This is a genomic window from Chitinophaga skermanii, assembly GCF_003259335.1.
GTDB classification, from domain to species: domain Bacteria; phylum Bacteroidota; class Bacteroidia; order Chitinophagales; family Chitinophagaceae; genus Chitinophaga; species Chitinophaga skermanii.
This window is the reverse complement of the sequence record NZ_QLLL01000014.1, coordinates 88,986-107,706: the sequence shown is the minus strand read 5'-3', so window position 1 is coordinate 107,706 and position 18,721 is coordinate 88,986. Positions and strand designations below refer to the sequence as shown.

Annotated in this window: 15 protein-coding genes; 14 read left to right on the top strand and 1 reads right to left on the bottom strand. The window is 42.5% G+C overall.

Annotated elements, in window-relative coordinates:
- From LX64_RS24840 to LX64_RS24805, 8 genes are all read left to right on the top strand, one after another.
- Positions 1 to 4,423: DUF6443 domain-containing protein (locus LX64_RS24840; RefSeq protein WP_211324893.1), on the top strand; the 4,423-nt coding region annotated here is incomplete at its 5' end.
- Between the two features lie 97 nt (positions 4,424 to 4,520).
- Entirely contained in the window at positions 4,521 to 4,799 is a 279-nt protein-coding gene (locus tag LX64_RS24835; protein WP_148707462.1) for a hypothetical protein, read from the top strand.
- Between the two features lie 583 nt (positions 4,800 to 5,382).
- Positions 5,383 to 6,129, top strand: a complete 747-nt coding sequence (locus tag LX64_RS24830; protein WP_111600403.1) for a hypothetical protein — start codon at positions 5,383 to 5,385, stop codon at positions 6,127 to 6,129.
- Positions 6,130 to 6,159: 30 nt separating this feature from the next.
- Positions 6,160 to 6,369, top strand: coding sequence for a hypothetical protein (locus tag LX64_RS24825; protein WP_111600402.1), 210 nt, complete (start codon positions 6,160 to 6,162; stop codon positions 6,367 to 6,369).
- A gap of 176 nt (positions 6,370 to 6,545) precedes the next feature.
- A complete protein-coding gene (locus LX64_RS24820; RefSeq protein ID WP_111600401.1) occupies positions 6,546 to 7,586 on the top strand; it encodes a sensor histidine kinase in 1,041 nt (346 codons plus the stop codon).
- On the top strand, positions 7,553 to 8,257 hold the full coding sequence (locus tag LX64_RS24815) for a LytR/AlgR family response regulator transcription factor (protein WP_111600400.1): 705 nt from the start codon (positions 7,553 to 7,555) through the stop codon (positions 8,255 to 8,257). Before LX64_RS24820 ends, LX64_RS24815 begins: the two co-directional genes overlap by 34 nt.
- Positions 8,247 to 8,468 (top strand): hypothetical protein, encoded by a 222-nt coding sequence (locus LX64_RS24810; protein ID WP_111600399.1) that lies wholly within the window; start codon positions 8,247 to 8,249, stop codon positions 8,466 to 8,468. Before LX64_RS24815 ends, LX64_RS24810 begins: the two co-directional genes overlap by 11 nt.
- 108 nt (positions 8,469 to 8,576) lie before the next feature.
- Entirely contained in the window at positions 8,577 to 9,353 is a 777-nt protein-coding gene (locus tag LX64_RS24805) for a toll/interleukin-1 receptor domain-containing protein (protein WP_111600398.1), read from the top strand.
- A 4-nt stretch (positions 9,354 to 9,357) separates the two neighbouring features.
- On the opposite strand, the gene LX64_RS24800 is transcribed toward LX64_RS24805, so the two are convergent.
- Positions 9,358 to 10,134 carry a hypothetical protein gene (locus LX64_RS24800; protein WP_111600397.1) on the bottom strand — a complete coding sequence of 259 codons (777 nt, stop codon included), beginning with the start codon at positions 10,132 to 10,134 and terminating at the stop codon, positions 9,358 to 9,360.
- 200 nt (positions 10,135 to 10,334) lie between these two features.
- Here LX64_RS24800 and LX64_RS24795 point away from each other — a divergent pair, with 200 nt between their 5' ends.
- The 6 genes from LX64_RS24795 (at position 10,335) to LX64_RS24765 (ending at position 18,720) form a co-directional block, all read left to right on the top strand.
- A complete protein-coding gene (locus LX64_RS24795; RefSeq protein WP_211324892.1) occupies positions 10,335 to 13,292 on the top strand; it encodes a glycosyl hydrolase family 28-related protein in 2,958 nt (985 codons plus the stop codon).
- A 19-nt stretch (positions 13,293 to 13,311) separates the two neighbouring features.
- Positions 13,312 to 15,078: a glycoside hydrolase family 9 protein gene (locus tag LX64_RS24790; protein WP_111600411.1), complete on the top strand. Its 1,767-nt coding sequence runs from the start codon at positions 13,312 to 13,314 to the stop codon at positions 15,076 to 15,078.
- Positions 15,079 to 15,095: 17 nt separating this feature from the next.
- Positions 15,096 to 15,884, top strand: coding sequence for a ThuA domain-containing protein (locus tag LX64_RS24785; RefSeq protein ID WP_111600396.1), 789 nt, complete (start codon positions 15,096 to 15,098; stop codon positions 15,882 to 15,884).
- Between the two features lie 651 nt (positions 15,885 to 16,535).
- Complete coding sequence (locus LX64_RS24775) at positions 16,536 to 17,264, top strand: hypothetical protein (protein WP_111600394.1); 729 nt, start codon at positions 16,536 to 16,538, stop codon at positions 17,262 to 17,264.
- Positions 17,265 to 17,276: 12 nt separating this feature from the next.
- Positions 17,277 to 17,930 carry a hypothetical protein gene (locus tag LX64_RS24770; RefSeq protein WP_148707461.1) on the top strand — a complete coding sequence of 218 codons (654 nt, stop codon included), beginning with the start codon at positions 17,277 to 17,279 and terminating at the stop codon, positions 17,928 to 17,930.
- Positions 17,917 to 18,720 carry a sensor histidine kinase gene (locus tag LX64_RS24765; protein ID WP_158538732.1) on the top strand — a complete coding sequence of 268 codons (804 nt, stop codon included), beginning with the start codon at positions 17,917 to 17,919 and terminating at the stop codon, positions 18,718 to 18,720. Before LX64_RS24770 ends, LX64_RS24765 begins: the two co-directional genes overlap by 14 nt.
- Position 18,721: the final 1 nt, after the last annotated feature.

Below are 18,721 nucleotides of genomic sequence, written 5' to 3'. Positions count from 1 at the left end.
CATTAAAACAGGTGGCGTAGATTACCCTACAGCTGTGGCAAGGGTTAACGTTGTAAAACCGGGTAGCATTAGTATTCGCAACAACGTAGTAGAACCAGGTGAAGAAGTGGGCTATGCAGATGTATCAACAATAGAAAACAATGCCGGCCCTTATACTTTCCAATGGCTAAGTTCACCCAACAACAGCACATGGACCAATATCAGCGGCGCTACCAGCGAAACCTATAAATTAGGCCCTATTAGCGTGCCTACCTACTTTAAACGCAGGGTAACGAGTAACGGGATTTCGGCGGAAACGAACTCCGTGTATGTAACAGTACGCTCCCAAGTTAACGGCCCAGCTAATACAACGGTTACAACCACCGCTACCCCGGTTATTTTGCAACCATATGCAAACACCTTATCTGCAACGAACGTAAACTACGTTAGAACGAAAGCGATTACAAAACCAGGTGTTAAAACAGCGGCTGCCGTAGATGCATTAACAAGCGTTTACGATGTACAAGTAGCTACCAATTACATGGATGGGCTTGGACGCCCTTTCCAAACAATAGCCATGAAAGCAGCACCTAACCAAGGCGATATTGTTACGTTAAGTGTATACGACCAATACGGCCGTTCACCGCAACAATTTTTGCCTTATGTAGATTCGTTGGGCAATGGTTTGCCCAAGTTGAACGCTTCGACTAAGCAACCTGCTTTCTACAATCGTATTTTCTCTAACACGGAAGGCTTCTATTATAATAACACAGAACTCGAAGCTTCAACCCTCGACCGCCCATTAAAACAAATGGCCGCCGGTAAAAGCTGGGCGGGTAATAACAAAGGGGTAACTACTGAATACAGGTTTAACACCTTATCCGATAGTGTGCGTATTTGGAATATCACTTCCACCCAGTTAGCCACCCCAACAACAACAGGCATTTACCCTGCCGGTATGCTGAGCGTTGTTGAAACACGCGATGAAAACGACAACCGCGTAGTGGAATACAAAGACAAAGCAGGAACAGTGATCTTAAAGAAAGTACAAAGCATTGGAAATGGCGCCACTGCCCACGATGGTTGGTTATGTACTTACTATGTTTACGACGATTTGAACACCTTGCGTTTTGTACTACAACCCAAAGCTGTAGTTATCACGAGAAATAGCAACTGGGTAATCCCAGCAGGCGTAAAAGATGAATTATGCTTCCAATACAGCTACGATGTACAAAACAGGATGATCTTGAAAAAAGTACCGGGCGCCGATGCCGTATACATGGTATACAACAAGCGCGATCAAATCGTACTTACCCAAGATGGCAACCAACGCTTATCAAGAACATGGTTAGCAAGCAAATACGATAGCTTAAACCGCGTTACACAAACAGGCACTTACATTGCTGCCAGCGTACAAACGCAAGCACAAATGCAAACCAGTGTAGATGCCAACCAAGATTTCCCATCAGTTGCTAATATTACAGCACTTACAAAAACCTTCTACGACGATTACTCGCAAGTAACCGTACCGGGTTATACCAGTGCAGATGTTGCGAAACTAACATCTTACACGAATAGCTACCCGGTTACCGTAGCTAAAACAAATTCAACTATTGGTCTTACAACGGCTTCGCAAACGAGGGTATTGAACGGTACGCAATGGTTTACAACGGTCAGTTATTATGATGATCAATACCGCGTGATCCAAGCCATTGCCGATAATTATAGCGGCGGCAAAGACACCGTTACAAGCCTCTATGATTTTAGTGGTAAGATGCTTTCTTCCTATGCTCGCCATGCTAGTGCTACTGCTCGTTTACATGGCAAGCAAAAAGTATTGGTAAGCAATGCGTATAACCACGTCGGTGCGCTTCTTAATACCAAGATGCAATTAAATGACGATGGTGTCAATAAAACGGTTAGCAGTGTTGTCTACAATGAGCTAGGTCAATTGATGAGTAGAACTTTCGGTAGCAACCTCGAATCACTGGAGTATACTTATAATATCCGTGGCTGGGTAGATGGTATCAATAAGAACTACGTTAACAACACCGCCACCCACTTCTTCGGAATGGAACTCAACTACGACCGTGGCTTTAACCAGCAACAGTTAAACGGTAACATCACCGGCACCAAGTGGCGTTCTGCTAACAATGGTATTGCCCGCTCCTATGGTTTCGGCTATGATAGAACCAACCGCATAACCTATGCCGATTTCAAACAAGATGCCAGCGGTGTGGGTACCAACTACGTAGACAATAGTACCACCCAGTTCGATGTACCGAAAATCAGCTACGATGAAAACGGCAACATCCTCACGATGAAACAATTCGGCCTAGTAGGAACCACTTCCTCCCTCGTCGATAACCTCGTATACACATACGCTGCTAACAGTAACAAACTCTTAGCCGTTAAAGACTCCGTAGCACCGAACCCTACAGCCAAGCTCGGTGACTTCCTCGACAACAACCCAACCGGCAACGATTACGCCTACGATGTAAACGGCAGCATGAACAAGGATAACAACAAGGCCATTGACAGCATCCGCTACAATATCCTTAACCTCCCCGAGTTCATCCACATTAAAGGCAAAGGCAACATTTTGTATGTATACGATGCAGCGGGTACGAAACACCAGAAAATCGTCATCGATTCCACCGCGGGTGTAAAACGAGATACCACGACCTACATCGGCGGCTATATTTACAAGAACGACACGTTGCAATTCGCTAGCCAATCCGAAGGCCGCATTCGCCCAGTTGTAAAAGCTGGCCAACCTGTTAGCTACGTGTATGACTACTTCGTGAAAGATCACCTCGGCAATACCCGCATGGTACTTACAGAGCAAACAGATCTTTCCTCTTACGTAGCCACGATGGAAACAGAGAATGCCCCTGTTGAAACACAACTCTTCAGCAATATCGAGGAAACAGGCGCTGCAGTACCGAGCGGGTTTAATGCCACGCAAAGAACCATGTCGACGGAGAATATGAACAAACGTGTTGCCCGCTTAAATGGCAATGATCCAAATGCTAAGGTTGGGCCATCCTTAGTAATTAAAGTAATGGCAGGCGATACTGTTTCACTCGGTGCCCAAGCTTACTACAAAGAAGCAGCAGGAGAAACAAAAGCCAATCCAAACGTCATCAACGATCTATTACCATCCCTGATAAACGCCTTGGGTGGCATGGCTTCTGAAAGTGGTAAAGGTCTAGCCGCCAATGCTGCAGGTCCTATCAACGCCGATTTCTATGCCAATGGCTATCAACGTCTTAAAGAACGTGACACTGATCCATTGCAAAATAATCGCCCGAAAGCCTATTTGAATTACACATTATTCGATGAAAACTTTATATTAGTAGAAGAAAACAGTGGTGTAAAACAAGTAGCAGCCACACCTGGTGAAGTACAAAACCTCGGCGCTTCTAAAATGGTGGTACAAAAAAGCGGTTTCTTGTATTTGTACCCTACAAACGAAAGCTCGACTGATGTGTTCTTTGATAACGTTACCCTGCTTGTTGCCAGTGGTCCGATTTTAGAGGAAACACATTACTACCCATTTGGATTAACAATGAGTGGGATTTCTACGACTGCACCAAATAGGTTGGAGAATAAATTCCTGTATAATGGCAAGGAGCTTCAAAATGCGGAATTTGCAAATGGTGGAGGATTAGAATGGTATGATTACGGGGCAAGGATGTATGATCAGCAATTGGGGAGATGGCATGTTTTGGATCCATTAAGTGAAAAGTACCCCGACCTTACGTCTTATAATTATGTTGCCAATAACCCGATTAATGCAGTAGACCCGAATGGTGAAGATGTAATACTGGTAATTTGGACATCTAAAACAGGCAATGTTGGTCACGCAGGTATTGCAATATCAAACTATAAAGAAGAAAAGTATAAAGAAACTGTAAACGGAGTGGAAACAGAACGTTCTAGAATGGTTGCTGACGGTACATATACATTTTATGATAATTGGCCAGGTACCACGGTTAATTTTGATGTAAAAGGTGCAATGAAATCTGTTAAGGCCGCCAGGAACAAAACAATCATAGGCTCGGTATCCGAATTTACTGACGGATCAAGCGTTAGTCCAGATGAAGAAGTCGGACCAGACGGTGTACTAAAACTTTCGACATCTTATGAACAGGATATGGCGGTACAAGGACGTCTTGAAAATGCCAACCAGGAAAAAACCGATTACAACGGAGCTTGGTATAATTGTTCAACGTATGTTAGTGACGGATTACAAGGAATATTTGGGAAAAAAGTTGGTAAAGAAACTATGCTCGGACCAGTAAAATCTGTAACTCCCAATAAGTTATGGAAGGATACTAAAAAGGCTGCAGATAAAAAAGATATTGAAACGGAAGTCTTAAAAGACCCAGGAACAGGTGTAGACGTCAAGTTTAAAGAAGCAATGAAAAGAAGTAACTAATATGAGTAAAGTAATAAAATATATAGTCCTATTAATAGGTATTGTAATACCAGGGTACCTATTTGGCCAGAACACGATTCATAAATCGTTCGAAAATTTGTTTATCACTGACTATATCTACAAGGCAGAAGTATCTCTTTTTAAGAAAGAAGAATACAAACAAATTGAATCTAATGAGTTCTTAAAAATTCTGCAAGCTTCTAAAGGAGCATTTGTTAAGTTTAAACCATACAGTAAAGTAAAATTATATGCAAAAAATGACACGATTTATAACATATATTTTTCTCAAAACAATCAATATTTTAAAATAGCTGGCAGCACCTATTCCCTGCCACAAAAGCAAATAAAAAAAATCTCTGAATTGTTTAACTTTTAATAGTGAAAAATCCCGAGTTAACTCGGGATTTTTTGTTTATGATTCACAAGCTGTTCATTTTAATTTTGAAAAACCCGTCCCCCACTACTCACATTTACCGTAACCTCCCCGCACCTATACAAAAAACATCCAAATAGCTGATGACAAACATATTCTAACGCTCCCAAAACTCAATTATAATATCTTCCAATGTTCATCTAATGTTACCCTAATGTTCTACATATATTCCCCACCTTATTTCTACATAGTAGAGATCGCATAACAACATATCCGCTCTATAACAGCACTATACCTCCTCAACTCGTAGTTACCGCACTTATTGTTAATCCATATGCATCATATTCCGGCACTATCCGGCATAATGCGGCATTTTCCGGCAGAAACCGGCACTTTTCGGCATTTTCCGGCAAAAAGCGGTCAAAAGCGGTTAAAAGCGGCACTTTCCGGCACGTGATTTTTTTTGTTCAAAACGACCTCTTAATTTCGAATTGTAATTACACATCAAACAAACTTCACCCGGTGAAAAGCTTAATAGGCACGGCTTACAATAGTGCCTTCTTTACAACACTTAAATTTTTCAATCATGTCAAAAACAAATAGCATCCAGCTAAAAAACAAGGACAAAGTGTCCGTTTATCAAACTAAAAATGGGGTCATTACGACTGAAAAAACGAGTACCCCTTTAAATGAAAACAACAAGAAAAACATGCGAACCATTTCCTTGCGAAATGAATTTGCTGAGGCGGTTCATGCGACAACGCAATTTCGAGGTAGGTTCAAATCGGCCGCACAACAAATCAAGGATGGTACAGTACATCAAAGGCTCGTTGCCAGTTTCCGTAAATTGTTACAAAAGGATACCGTCCACGAACGTGGTGAGCGTATGGTAGAATACGGCGACCTTACGATGATACAAGGATTTGAGTTTAACGACAAGAGTAAGTTTGGTATTAACTTCAACGCTCCTTATGAGGTAGCTGTTAATAGGGTTGATGGTTTAGCCAGTATCTCCATTCCTTCTTTCGTCCCGCAAGAAGAGCTAAAAGAGCATACAAATGCTACCCACTTTAAACTGATCGCATCGGTAGCGGCTTTCAATTTCGAAACAGGCGAAAATGCAGGGTTAGTGCTGAATTCTGCGAAGTTTCCTATTAGCACGGACCCAACGACAGACATCAACTTCGACCTCCCCTTTACGCCCAATGAATCACGTCACTTGTTCATCTCACTGGGTATTGTATTTACCGAGGTATTAGATGCGCGTGACTACGCGTTATATGGTGGCGAACACAATGCCCTGCGCATCATCAAAGTACTACCGAAAGTCTAGTCATTTCTTCATCTTAAAAAAACAACTACAATGGTAGAATTAATGAACAGGCTCGTTGCGCCTACGCCCCCATTCTTCATCAAGCTCCGCAACATCGGACTTGTATTGGCCACCATTGGCGGTGCCATTATTTCACTGCCTTTTGAATTGCCTTACTATTTAAAGGAATGGGCCGCCGTACTTACGGCAGCAGGTACTGTAATGAGTGGCGTTAGCCAGACTGCTGTTAATAAAGAGTAACAGCAACACTTATGCTGTTCCGAGTGCACCGGAACAGCTCATTAAGTACTACCCAATAGCTACCCAACGACCCCTATTTTCTACTTTTTTTCTACTTTCTCACGATTTCATTCCCTTTTTTTCGCGTTCATTCCAAATGCCCCTTTTTGCATTTCTTAACTTTTTACATTTGTATCATGACACGCAAAACAACTACAACGATTCACGTGCTGTACTGGGTGCTCATGCTTTACCAAGTTCAGTTGACCCAACAGTTTACGATTAGCCCAACAACCGGCTGGATGGCTATTAGCCACTTTCTTACTTCCATGGCTTTGTTTTATGGCTTGTACCTATGGGTATGGCCTCTTTTTAAAAAGAAAGCATGGACATGGCTAGTAGTATTACTTTTTGTAAATACTATTGCCGCTTTTTCATTTGAGTATTACCTATCAATAGGTATGTCGCTAGCCGTAGGATTCGCGTTACCTTACACGAATTATGATCCCTACATCGTTCATTATTACTTTAAAGACTATACGCCCATTATTGCGAGCGCACTCATTTACGCCTACTTGCAAATTTTGCAATTAAATAAGCAACTAAAGGAGCAAGAAACAGCGCAAAAAAATGCAGAACTGGCTTACCTCACGTATCAATTTAACCCGCACCTCTTACTGAACATGCTGAATTGCTTGTACAATCGTTCTAACAAGGTATCGGCAAAGTTAGGTGAGCACATCGAACATGTTTCAGAACTCATGCAGTATGCCATTCGAATACCCCGCAACAACCGGGTATTGCTAAGTGATGAAATACAATATTTGAGAAGCTATACAGAAGTCTTCCGTTTACGATTCGAACCTCACTTTTATGTAGCGTTCGATATGCACGGCGATCCTTTACAATACGAAATAGCGCCCTTGCTTTTGTTGCCCATATTTGAAAATGCCTTTAAACATGGTGACTTTAGCAACCCGCTTCAACCCATAAAAATAGCATTGCACTTGCGCGGTAACCAATTGCATCTACGGGGCGAGAACTTTATCAGCCCATCACCTGCTAACGGTTTATCGGGAGGAGGATTAGTTAACTTAAAAAAGCGTTTGCAATTGATTTACCCCCGGCGCTTCAAACTACGCGTGCAACAAACTGCGCAACACTATTCGATCCATTTATTTATTGACCTACAAAACGATATTCAATGGCACCCTCCACTATCCGTTGCATCGTTATAGATGATGAACCAGATGCCGTAGAAAATATAGCCACCCATATTGAAAGGTATGCAGCATTGGAATTAGTAGGCATGTACACAGACCCGGTGATGGCGATAGCGCAACTAAAACATGCCGACCTTGTTTTTATTGACATAGAGATGCCCAAGCTAAAGGGCACAGATTTCATTGCAGAAGCCCATAACCAAACAAAGTTTATTATAGTCAGTGCTCACCAACAATATGCCTTTGACGGTTTCGAATTGAATGTGATTGACTTTTTATTGAAACCTGTATTCCCTAAACGTTTTCATGTAGCGGCCACGAAAGCTATTCAACATATTGCCCAGGCCAGGGCTAACACCGTGGCACATACATTGAAAAGCGGCTGCTTTGTTAGAAGTGTAGAGGAAAAGGTGCAAAAATGGATCAACTTTGAAGAGATCAGTTACATCGAATCTGTAGGCAAGCAATCTATTTTGCATACGTCAACTGAAACCATGCTGGTCACTAGTATGATCCGCGAATTTGAAGCACAACTACCCACTGATCATTTCCAAAGGATTCACCGATCCTTCATTGTATCATTGGCGAAAATAGAAAAGGTAATACCAGGATTTGTCATCTTATCAAAAGCTGTGATCCCCATCGGCCCACAGTATAAAAGCAAACTCTTTCACCATGGAAAATAACACAGAAATGCAGTTCTTCCGTGTAAAGCTATCTACCAAAGATGTGATGCTTATCACGGGTTTAAAAGACAGGGCCGTTCGTAAACTCATGTCTAAAATCAAGCAACAAAAGAGCAAAACCAGTTTTGTGACGGTGTTTGATATTTGCAAGGAATTAGAAATTAGTTTGGAAGAGGTGGTGAATGTTTATTTGAAAGCACATAGAAATTGATAATAGAAGAATGATTTATAGCAAAGTTGTTAAGTTCAAAAATTTAAACTATTTTAATATCTATTAATATTGAAACAATAGTCCGTTAAATTAAGTATTGCTTTTATTATGACTGATGATTTAATTGTTGAGCAAATGGCTGAAGAATTCTTCAGAGACAACATTTTTCTTTATGGACATAGCTTTTCGTCCTCTTCGGTTCTAGAATCATTAAAGAGGAAATTGTTTGATTTTTACCATCCTGAAACAAAAGCTATTTTTCTAAAAAGGTTTGATGAATTATTAAAACAGTCTCTATTAAATCATAGAATCAAAAATCATAATGGTCAACCCGATAAAAATTGCGGAATAGATAAAGAAAGTGAGAAACTAATATTTTATATAAAACAAGAACTTAGTGTACTTCCTACTATAGTTACCCAAAAATATCAGTCCGAGAATGAAACTATTCGAAGTAAGGTTTTCGTTAGCTATAGCCATAGAGATAAGGATTTCTTATTAGACATAAAAAGACACTTCAAACCTTTTTTGAACAATATTGAATTCTGGGATGATTCGCAAATCATTCCTGGGCAAAAATGGAAGGAGGAAATTCAAAAAGCAATTAGTGAAACTAAAATTGCAATTCTTCTTATTAGCACTGACTTTTTGGGCTCTGATTTTATAAATACTAACGAGTTACCACCATTATTAGAGGCCGCAGAAAAAAAGGGTGCAGTTATAATATCTATGATTCTCAGGCCTTGTTTATTCGAGGAATTTGAGACATTAAATCAATATCAAGCCATGAATTCTCCCGACAATCCAATTTCTAAAATGAATAGTGAGGACAAAGAAGATCTACTTGTCAATTTAGTCCGCCAGGTTAAAAAAATTCTGAATTAATTACTTAATTATTAAACTTAAAAGCATCATATTGTCTTTCAAACATATCAGCTAGTGCCTTTTTAAAAACATACTCTGCTTCTTGATCTGTCAATAAAACTCCAGTCTTTAATAAGACTTCTTTATTAGCCTCACTTAGAATCTGTGCTTTTAATTGTTCGTCTCCGTATAATTGGTTCATAATACTTTCAAAGGAAGCTTCAAAAACAGTTTTGCTGTCTTTGTAATAAAATTTAGATACATAATTTTCCATTATAAGATAAGAATCGATTAGATTGCCACTCTTAATTAAATTTTCAAATAAAATAGTGAAATTTTCGACTATTTCAGGGCCATTTACTTCAACACTTGCAGAAATAAAAGCCGCATAAGGGGCTTTTTTATAAGGATCGACTCCTAAATACATATAGCGTCCAAAACACGTTGCCATAGAAACATAAAGCCTATTTTTAGTTTTAATATTAATTTCTCTTAGTTGCTCTACTAATTGTGTCCATTTTACTAATTCTCCATTGCTCAAAATTATCCCTTCCTGATTATCGGCACCATGCATTTCAAAATGGAGTAATAAACCAGATTCATAGAATTCAGCTGTATGAATATAAAGTTTTAGCAACTCGAATAATTGATCTTTACTATTAACACTATAGTATTTATGCGTCAAATTTGACTTTCGAAATTCAATTTGTCGACTTATGCAATCATCATATATCTCCTTTCCTGTAAGCTTTTCATTTTCTAAACTTTCAATTACAACAATGTGGCCGATATGTCCATCCATATAATAAAGTTTTATTCGCAATATAATCTGAATACAATTAATATTTTTACGGTATAAACGTACAATCTACCCCCAACACAAACAAAAATAGAACCATCCATAATATTTAGATGGTATTCAGCCCCATGATAACTATCTTGATCAATCGATTGCAATACAACATATAAAATCAATTTCCACACATAAACAACCCACGTTGTATGTTTCACATGAGTATGAATAAAGTAACAGCATGCTTGCTGCTGCTATTGGCACCTTTGTATGCCTTGCAAGCCCAATTTAAACCCGGTGTATCCGTCTACACCCAATTACCGCCCGATACAGCGGCCGTGCATTTTCAATCTACTTCGGCCGATATTTCCGATGAGCTACAAGCAGCCATCAACCAACTGAAGAAGGATAAAAGCTTCGGGGTCATTTTTCTACCGGCGGGTAAATACTACATTTCAAAAACAATTTATATTCCTACGGCCATCCGTTTAATCGGCTATGGGAAAACGAGGCCCATCATTAGCTTGAAGAAGAACTCGCCCGGCTTCCAAACGGAAAAGCCAAACGATAAAGGCAAGGCCGGCTATATGTTCTGGTTCACAAGCAGCGTGGTAGAGCCGGGTGGCAATATCAGCGATGCAGGGGCTAGTACTTTCTATAGCGCTTTATCCAACATCGATTTACAAATTGAAGATGGTAACCCGCATGCTGTGGCCTTGCGTACGCACTTCGCCCAACACAGTTATGTAGCACACTGTAATATCAATATTGGCAAGGGCAAAGCCGGTTTGTTCGAGATCGGTAATATGATCGAAGATGTGCAGTTCTACGGGGGCGATTATGGTATCTATACCACGAAGGCCTCTCCCGGCTGGCAGTTCATGATGCTCGACAGCTACTTCGAAAACCAACGCATTTCAGCGATTAAATCCCAAGAAGCCGGTTTCACGATCGTACGCATGCAGGTGAAGAACGCACCGAGCGCTATCCAAGTAGAACATAATTACTGGGAGAAAATCTTCATGGAAGATTGTCGCTTCGAGAATATCAGCGGCCCGGCTATTACCCTCAGCAACGAAGGCAATGCCAATATGCAACTGAACATCCGCAACCTCGTTTGTAGCAAAGTGCCTACTTTGGTACGCTACCCGAAAGCAGATTCTGTAACAAAAGCGCCTGCGAACGTATACGCGGTTAAATCGTATACCTACGGCTTACAAATGAACGATCTCAAAGCGATTCCAGCGATTCAAACTTCTTACGACCTTCAAACGCTCAATACCTTACCAGCGATCGCGGCCAAGGATGTACCGAACCTCCCGGCTATGACTACCTGGTTTAATTTGAAAGACGGTGGCGCGAAAGGTGATGGTGTAACCGATGATACGAAAGCCATTCAACAAGCGATCGATCAACACGCGGTGATCTTCGTGCCTTCTGGCTCTTACCGTATCTCGGAAACGATTCAACTGAAACCTAATACGGTACTTATCGGATTACACCCAATGGCAACTAACTTCTCCTTAGCGGAAAACGCGCCTGCCTTTGGTGGCTTTGGTGCCCCGAAAGCGATGGTAGAAGCGCCGCAAAACGGCGAAAATATTATGACAGGCATTGGCTTGAATACAGGCGCCAGCAATTACCGTGCAGTAGCATGTAAATGGATGGCCGGTCCTCGTTCTATGATGGATGATGTGAAGTTCATTGGTGGCCACGGTACCATTCGCCCAGGTGTTAAAACCGGTTGGAAATGGGAAGAACGCCAAGGTGGCCCACGTGGTTGGGGTACTTTCGATAACCAATGGGATACACAATACTGGAGCCTTTGGGTAACCAATAATGGTGGCGGTATCTTTAAAAATATCTGGTCGGCCAGTACGTTTGCCACCAGTGGTTTTTATGCCGATAAAACGTCGACTGTAGGTAAAATCTACGCCATGTCGGTAGAGCACCACGTACGTAACGAAGTACGTTTCAACCAGGTATCGAATTGGAAAGTGTATGCTTTACAATTGGAAGAAGAAAGTGTAGAAAGTTCTGATTGCCAGCCGTTGGAATTAACGAACTGTAACGATATGATCTTCGCGAACTTGTATATGTTCCGCGTGATTCGTGTGAAAACGCCTTTCCCTTATTCTGTGCGTACTTGGGATTGTAACCGTGTAGAATTGCTCAACGTACACAACTACAGCCAAGTGAAGTACACAACGGATAATCCTTTGTATGATATCAATTCTCAAACAGAAATCCGTCCTACCGAGTTCGCTCGTTTGATGATCAACGCAACACCGAAGCCAAGTACTACACAACCGGTACAATTGCTAGCGAAAGGTTTTGAATTTGCCACCGGCTTAACAGCCGATTCCAAAGGCAATGTATACTTTGCAGAACAACGTATGAAGCGCGTGTACAAATGGGATGCACAAAAGCAATCATTACAACTACTGGCCGAATTCCCTTGGGAACCATTATCACTCGGTGTCGACAGTCAAGATAACTTGTTAGTCGTATTCCGTTACAACCCGCAAACCGGGTACTTAGTAAACGGTGTACAAGAGAAATTCGAGAACCCGGCCGATGCCCGTGGTACATCTTTTAGCGGTTGGGGTAATTCCGGTTTCGCTTCTCTTGTATATAGCATCAACCCCAATAATCCAGAAGAAAGCATCCGCCTACTCGATTATAAACCGATGGCACAGCAACAAGTTGCGAAAGCCTACTACCCTTCTAACCGCTGGCGCGATTACCACGATTTCAATATCGTGTCGCTCAATAAAAACGAACATTGCTGGGTAGCTCCTGATGGCAAAACCATTATTCCTGCTGCCTACGATTTAGCCCGTGCTACTTCACTCGTAGCGGCTTACCCTGGTAAGCCTTTATACGCGGTGGATGAATATGATAAACGTACCGTGAAGTTCGATGTTGATGCAAAAGGTTATTTATCCAATTTGCAATACTTTGCAGAGAAGGGCGATTTCAATTCAATCCCCGATCCTTTGAATTCGAATGTTTGGGTGGCCGATGGCGAACTGTATGAATTCGATGCAAATGGTAACGAAGTGCGCATGGTACCTGTGCCTGAAAGACCGTCTTCTATTGTGAAAGTAGGTCGTGATGTATACATCACAGGAAGAACAGGTTTATATAAAACAACTATCCAATAATTGCTATAAAGTATTATTCATGTTGAAAAAGAAATGGTGGCCGAGTTTGCTATTGTCGGCTTTAATCTCCCAACAAGCCTTTTCCCAAGTGCAAGTATTAGGCAACCAAGTGGCCTACAATGCGCACACCCCGAAAAGCATTTTGGTGAGTAGTGATGCAGAAATACCGGCCGGCACGGAGTTTATAGTACGCAGTGCTTATACAAAAACAACCGAGTTCACCGGCAAACTGGAAGATGGTCAACAAGTAACAGAATGGGCCAATGGAAAATGGTACAACCGTGCCGATTTCTCGAAGCTTACTGCGAAAGGAACATACTACCTCGTGTTGAAGGTAAATGGAAAGGAATACGAATCGAAGCCCTTCTACATCGGCGAGAATGCCTTAACGGAATTGGCCGTGCCTGCTATCCGGGAATTCTTCTTCCACCAACGCGCCAGCTCACCCGAAGAGTTAGGTGCCGATAAACAGCTACTCCTTTTTGGTAGTAATAAACGGGTTGATTTAACAGGTGGCTGGTGCGATGCCTCCGGCGATGTAAGTAAATACTTCTCGCATTTGGCATACACCAACTTCATGTCGCCCCAGCAAATACCCATGGTCGATTGGTCGATGATTAATACCGTGGAACGCATCCCGGCGATCTTAGATAAAACAAACACCCGCGCTTCCCTCACCGAGGAAGCGCTCTATGGTGCCGATTACATCATGCGCTCCCTGTCCCCGGAAGGTTATTTTTACATGACCGTGTTCTCTTACTTCAAGAAAGACCCATCGGAACGCCGCGTAGTAGGTTTGCTGGCCGATAGTAAAACCACAGCGGATTATCAATGTGCTTACCGGGAAGGTGGCGGTATGGGTATTGCTGCCTTAGCACGCATTTCTACTTGGCATAAGAACCGCGATTTCACCAGCGCGCAATACCTCGCTGCCGCAGAAAGAGCGTTCGAACATTTAGAAAAGAACAACTTGAAGTATTGCGATAACGGTAAAGAGAACATCATCGACGATTACTGTGCATTGATGGGTGCTACCGAATTATGGCTCGCTACCGGTAAACCGAAGTACCAAGCCGCTGCTCGCTTACGTGCAAATAACTTGGGAAACAGGATGACCCATGGAGGTTACTTCTTAGCCGACGATAACAAACGCCCCTTCTGGCATGCTGCCGACGCGGGATTGCCCATTATCTCCCTCGCCCGTTACCTAGATGCTGAAAAGGATCAAACACTTCGCGCTAAAGCTTTAAATACCATCCGTGCAGCCGTAGATTATAATTTATCGGTTACGCAAGCAGTAAAGAACCCGTTCGGCTATGCCCGTCAATCGTTCTTATTTAAAGACCAAGTACAAAACGGCTTCTTCATTCCCCACGAAAACGAATCGGGCTGGTGGTGGCAGGGCGAAAATGCCCGTTTAGGCTCCCTTGCTTCGGCGATGTTAGTCGGTGGCAGGTTGGTATACCCTGCTAAGAACGAGCTGGGTGTAAAGCCTGAAATTGCCACGTACGCCTCGAACCTGGTGAACTGGGTACTGGGCTGCAACCCTTACGATATGTGCATGATGTACAGCTATGGTAAGGTGAATGTACCGTATATGGCTTCTATGTATGGTCATGGCTCGGGGAATGGTGGGATTTCTAATGGTATTACCGGTAAAAATGCCGATGGCACCGGGATCGATTGGAAGGTGGAAGATAATGGGAATGAATGGCGCTGGAGTGAACAATGGATTCCTCATAGTGGCTGGTTCTTACAAGCGGTCACCGCTTTGGCTTCAAATTAAACACTACAATTCGCAACATGAACAAGATATTTCATTCTATTTCCATACTCGCTTGTATCCTTATTCTACAAACACAAGCGCAAGCGCAACGGTACCCGCGCTTTAAAGTATTGGCGTTTTATAGTCGTACCGTAGAAAAAGCACACGTGGAGTTTGCCGACGAGGCCATTAAGTTCTTCAAAGACCTCACCGTAGGCAATGGCTTCGTGTTTGATACCACGAGCAATATGGGCGACCTTAACGACGAGAAACTAAAGGATTACCAACTGCTGATGATGATCAACGATTTCCCGCACAGCGCCGCGCAACGGGCTGCCTTCGAGAAATACATGGAAAACGGTGGTGGCTGGTTTGGCTTCCACGTAGCAGCGTATAACGATAAAACCACCAACTGGCCTTGGTTCGTAAAGTTCCTCGGGGGCGGCGTATTTTACCGTAACAACTGGCCGCCAATGCCGGCTAAAATTGTGGTCGACGATACCTCGCACACCGTTACCCGCGGCTTACCTACCACCTTCATTGCCCCCATTAACGAATGGTACCAATGGAAACCCAGCCCGCGCGAAAACCCGGATGTAAAAGTACTCGCCACCTTGGCGCAAGACAATTACCCGCTGGGCCTAAAAGACATTCTCCCCGGTGGCGATACCCCTATCGGCTGGACGAACACGAAATACCGCATGGTATACCTCAATATGGGTCATGGCCCCCACATCTTCACCGATGCTACACAGAACAAGCTGATTATTTCGGCCTTGCGCTGGGTAGTAGCGACCGATAAAAAGGGCGATGTATTTTTGAAGTAAACAATACAATCAAGCATACAAAAGAAGAAGCCTTGTGGATAGATATCCGCAAGGCTTTTTTGATCTCTATTCTAACTTTCTTGGGGTTAATGAAGTGACGCCAACAACGAATGAAGGCCGATAAACACTGTTGTAAATTTTACTTTCCTGTTTGCGTTATGAGTATGAGTAAACCTAATAAGTTGAGCATGGTTCCCGTTTAAACGAAATGCATCTACATAAGCATGTTTTGTTACCGATTTATATTGCGTAAAAAATTCTATTTAGCGGTGATCTTGGAAACTTTCATGATATTTTTCCAAGTGCACGTCGACTTTTTTAAGACGACGGTTTTTTGTTTGGCTTTCGCATGTACGGTTGCTTGGGCTACAGGCTGAAAGCAACACAACAAGCAGGTGAGCATAATGGGGTACCTCTTTTTCATCTTTACTAGCATTAATTGGTCATATTGGAATAACGGGGCTGCACATGTCCGAATAATTACTATTTTACTATCCCGTTTGTGAAAGTAAAGGTCTAACAATCGCAAAATGATTGGCCGGGGATTAATCCCTTTTCTTGGGGGGAAAATTCCCCGGAAGCCCCCACCTGTGATATAGTAATTTGCGCCTTGATACCAAATTTCATTAAACCTCAAATTCAACACGAACCATGGAAAAGATTTTACCACAAGAGCCCCAACCTATCTTAAGAGAAGATACAGATGTTATCTTTGGTCAACCTATCACCCAACTTGAAGGTGCCGGTTACTTCCAAAAGCACGTATGTACTAAAACTAGGCTCAGCAACCTCATCGACGTAAAAGCATTACGCGAAACGAATCCCCACGAAGCAAGAATGATCTTCGGTAGAGAAGGAACATTACCGCAAGAAGAGGATTTAGTATTCTTCTTTTCTCATGCACAACTAAAAGACCTCTTCGCCAACATGGACCCAAATGGTGGCTTAGCGGTATTTATGGGTGCCCGCTCTGTATCTGAATTCGATTATGAAGATACCGGCCGCGCTTGCGAGTTCGCCCGCCCTACTGTTATGTTGTTCAACTACAAAACCTCTCCTTCCGTTGATTTTAAACCCGTAACAGTCGACATCGACGGTAGAACATTCGGTGTAGAAGGCGACGATGTAGAAATTGAAGGTGGTGGCGTAGAGCACCCCGGTACAGGCGGTGGTGGTGGTACCATCCGTACCGTGAATGGACTTACGAACACATTGAAGTTCATTCAAAAGCACAACTTGCAAAACATGCCGGACGGTTCAACAGAAACGTACATGTTCGATTACGAGAACCCCGACCCGTGCAACAAAGACAATGTTCGCTTCCCTACTAGCTTCAAAATTTTGAAGGTGAGCGCAACAGGCAACACCCCGAGAATTTAAAACTTGACACCATTGTTTCTCAAGATCCTACATATCATTTCCATTTGGATCGTTGTACTACCAGCCGTAGCAGGATTCATCAACTACAAAGGGTTGAACAACGATTCCAAGTGGATCTTTTACCTTGTATTGGCAGCCCTGGTGCCTCAACTATTAACGTTTATGTTCTACCAGGAAAATGCACTACTGAACATATCGTACAACCTGTATACACCTGTAGAATTCGGCATGCTGTTCATGCTCTTCCGCTCGAAAATGCGTTTCCCCTTTCACCGGAAGTTCATGGTAGGCACCTTGATTTTATATGCAGGCATTACTACTTATTTGTTTATTGTAAAGGGATTGCATGGCCAGTTTCTCAATGAACTGGTGTGCGTGAACAATACGATTTACCTCGTGTGGATGTTGTATTTACTGAAGGAACAATACTTCACCGATCAAAACTTAATCCGCGCAGACAACCCGTTTGCTTGGTACCTAGGCGCTTTAATCTTCTACGCCCCTTGCACCTTGCTTACGTTTGCGCTGTATTATTATATTCGCCAGCCATCGAATGAATTGCTGTTCGGGATTTCTATGATACACAACATTTGTAACATTATTATGTACTTGTGTTTTACAGTCGGTTTATTTCTCAACAAGCAAAATGCCCATGGATATCGTTAACACCTTGATGGTAGAAAATAACAGCAACGAATTAATGATGGCCACCATCTTCGGTTCCATCATTTTCTTTGTATTCACGGCGTTTTGTGTGAGTTATTTATTGATTTTCAGAAGGAAACGGCAAGAACATAAAGACCAATTAGTGGCTTCCCAGAAAGAGTTCCAAGCACAATTACTCCAATCGCAAGTAGAGGTACAGGAATTAACGTACAATGGCCTGTCGCGCGAACTGCACGACAATGTTGGCCAATTACTAAACACGGCTTTGTTACTGTTGGGCTTGGCAGAACGGGAAATACCCCAACCGCCAGATACCCTCAAAACAGCGTACGCCACCTTGGGAGATGCCATCAACGAACTACGGTCTTTATCGAAATCATTGAACCGCGAGTGGCTCGAGCAATTCAACTTGCTGGATAACTTAACCACGGAAGTAAAACGCTTACAACAACCACAATTAAGCGTATCCACCGTGTTTCCTTCTAACACCCGTGTAGAGCTGGAACCGGCGATGCAAATCATCTTATTCAGGATTATACAGGAAGCCATGCAAAATGCCATTAAGCATGCGCAAGCCTCCAACATTCAAATACATCTCGAAGAAAAAGCACAACAATTACTCGTACGTATTATCGACAATGGTAAAGGTTTTAACGCCAAAGAACCAACTGCCGGCCTCGGTATTAAAAATATGCAACACCGCGTACACGTACTAGGTGGACAAATAACCTGGGAAAGCATGTTACCCCAAGGTACCACCGTGCAAGTATCCATTCCTATTAAACAGTAAC

Excerpts from the sequence above, each read along its gene's own strand:
- LX64_RS24830 (WP_111600403.1), top strand. The coding sequence starts at position 5,383 with ATGTCAAAAACAAATAGCATCCAGCTAAAAAACAAGGACAAAGTGTCC.
- LX64_RS24825 (WP_111600402.1), top strand. The coding sequence starts at position 6,160 with ATGGTAGAATTAATGAACAGGCTCGTTGCGCCTACGCCCCCATTCTTC.
- LX64_RS24820 (WP_111600401.1), top strand. The coding sequence starts at position 6,546 with ATGACACGCAAAACAACTACAACGATTCACGTGCTGTACTGGGTGCTC.
- LX64_RS24815 (WP_111600400.1), top strand. The coding sequence starts at position 7,553 with ATGGCACCCTCCACTATCCGTTGCATCGTTATAGATGATGAACCAGAT.
- LX64_RS24810 (WP_111600399.1), top strand. The coding sequence starts at position 8,247 with ATGGAAAATAACACAGAAATGCAGTTCTTCCGTGTAAAGCTATCTACC.
- LX64_RS24805 (WP_111600398.1), top strand. The coding sequence starts at position 8,577 with ATGACTGATGATTTAATTGTTGAGCAAATGGCTGAAGAATTCTTCAGA.
- LX64_RS24800 (WP_111600397.1), bottom strand. The coding sequence starts at position 10,134 with ATGGATGGACATATCGGCCACATTGTTGTAATTGAAAGTTTAGAAAAT.
- LX64_RS24795 (WP_211324892.1), top strand. The coding sequence starts at position 10,335 with ATGTTTCACATGAGTATGAATAAAGTAACAGCATGCTTGCTGCTGCTA.
- LX64_RS24790 (WP_111600411.1), top strand. The coding sequence starts at position 13,312 with ATGTTGAAAAAGAAATGGTGGCCGAGTTTGCTATTGTCGGCTTTAATC.
- LX64_RS24785 (WP_111600396.1), top strand. The coding sequence starts at position 15,096 with ATGAACAAGATATTTCATTCTATTTCCATACTCGCTTGTATCCTTATT.
- LX64_RS24775 (WP_111600394.1), top strand. The coding sequence starts at position 16,536 with ATGGAAAAGATTTTACCACAAGAGCCCCAACCTATCTTAAGAGAAGAT.
- LX64_RS24765 (WP_158538732.1), top strand. The coding sequence starts at position 17,917 with ATGGATATCGTTAACACCTTGATGGTAGAAAATAACAGCAACGAATTA.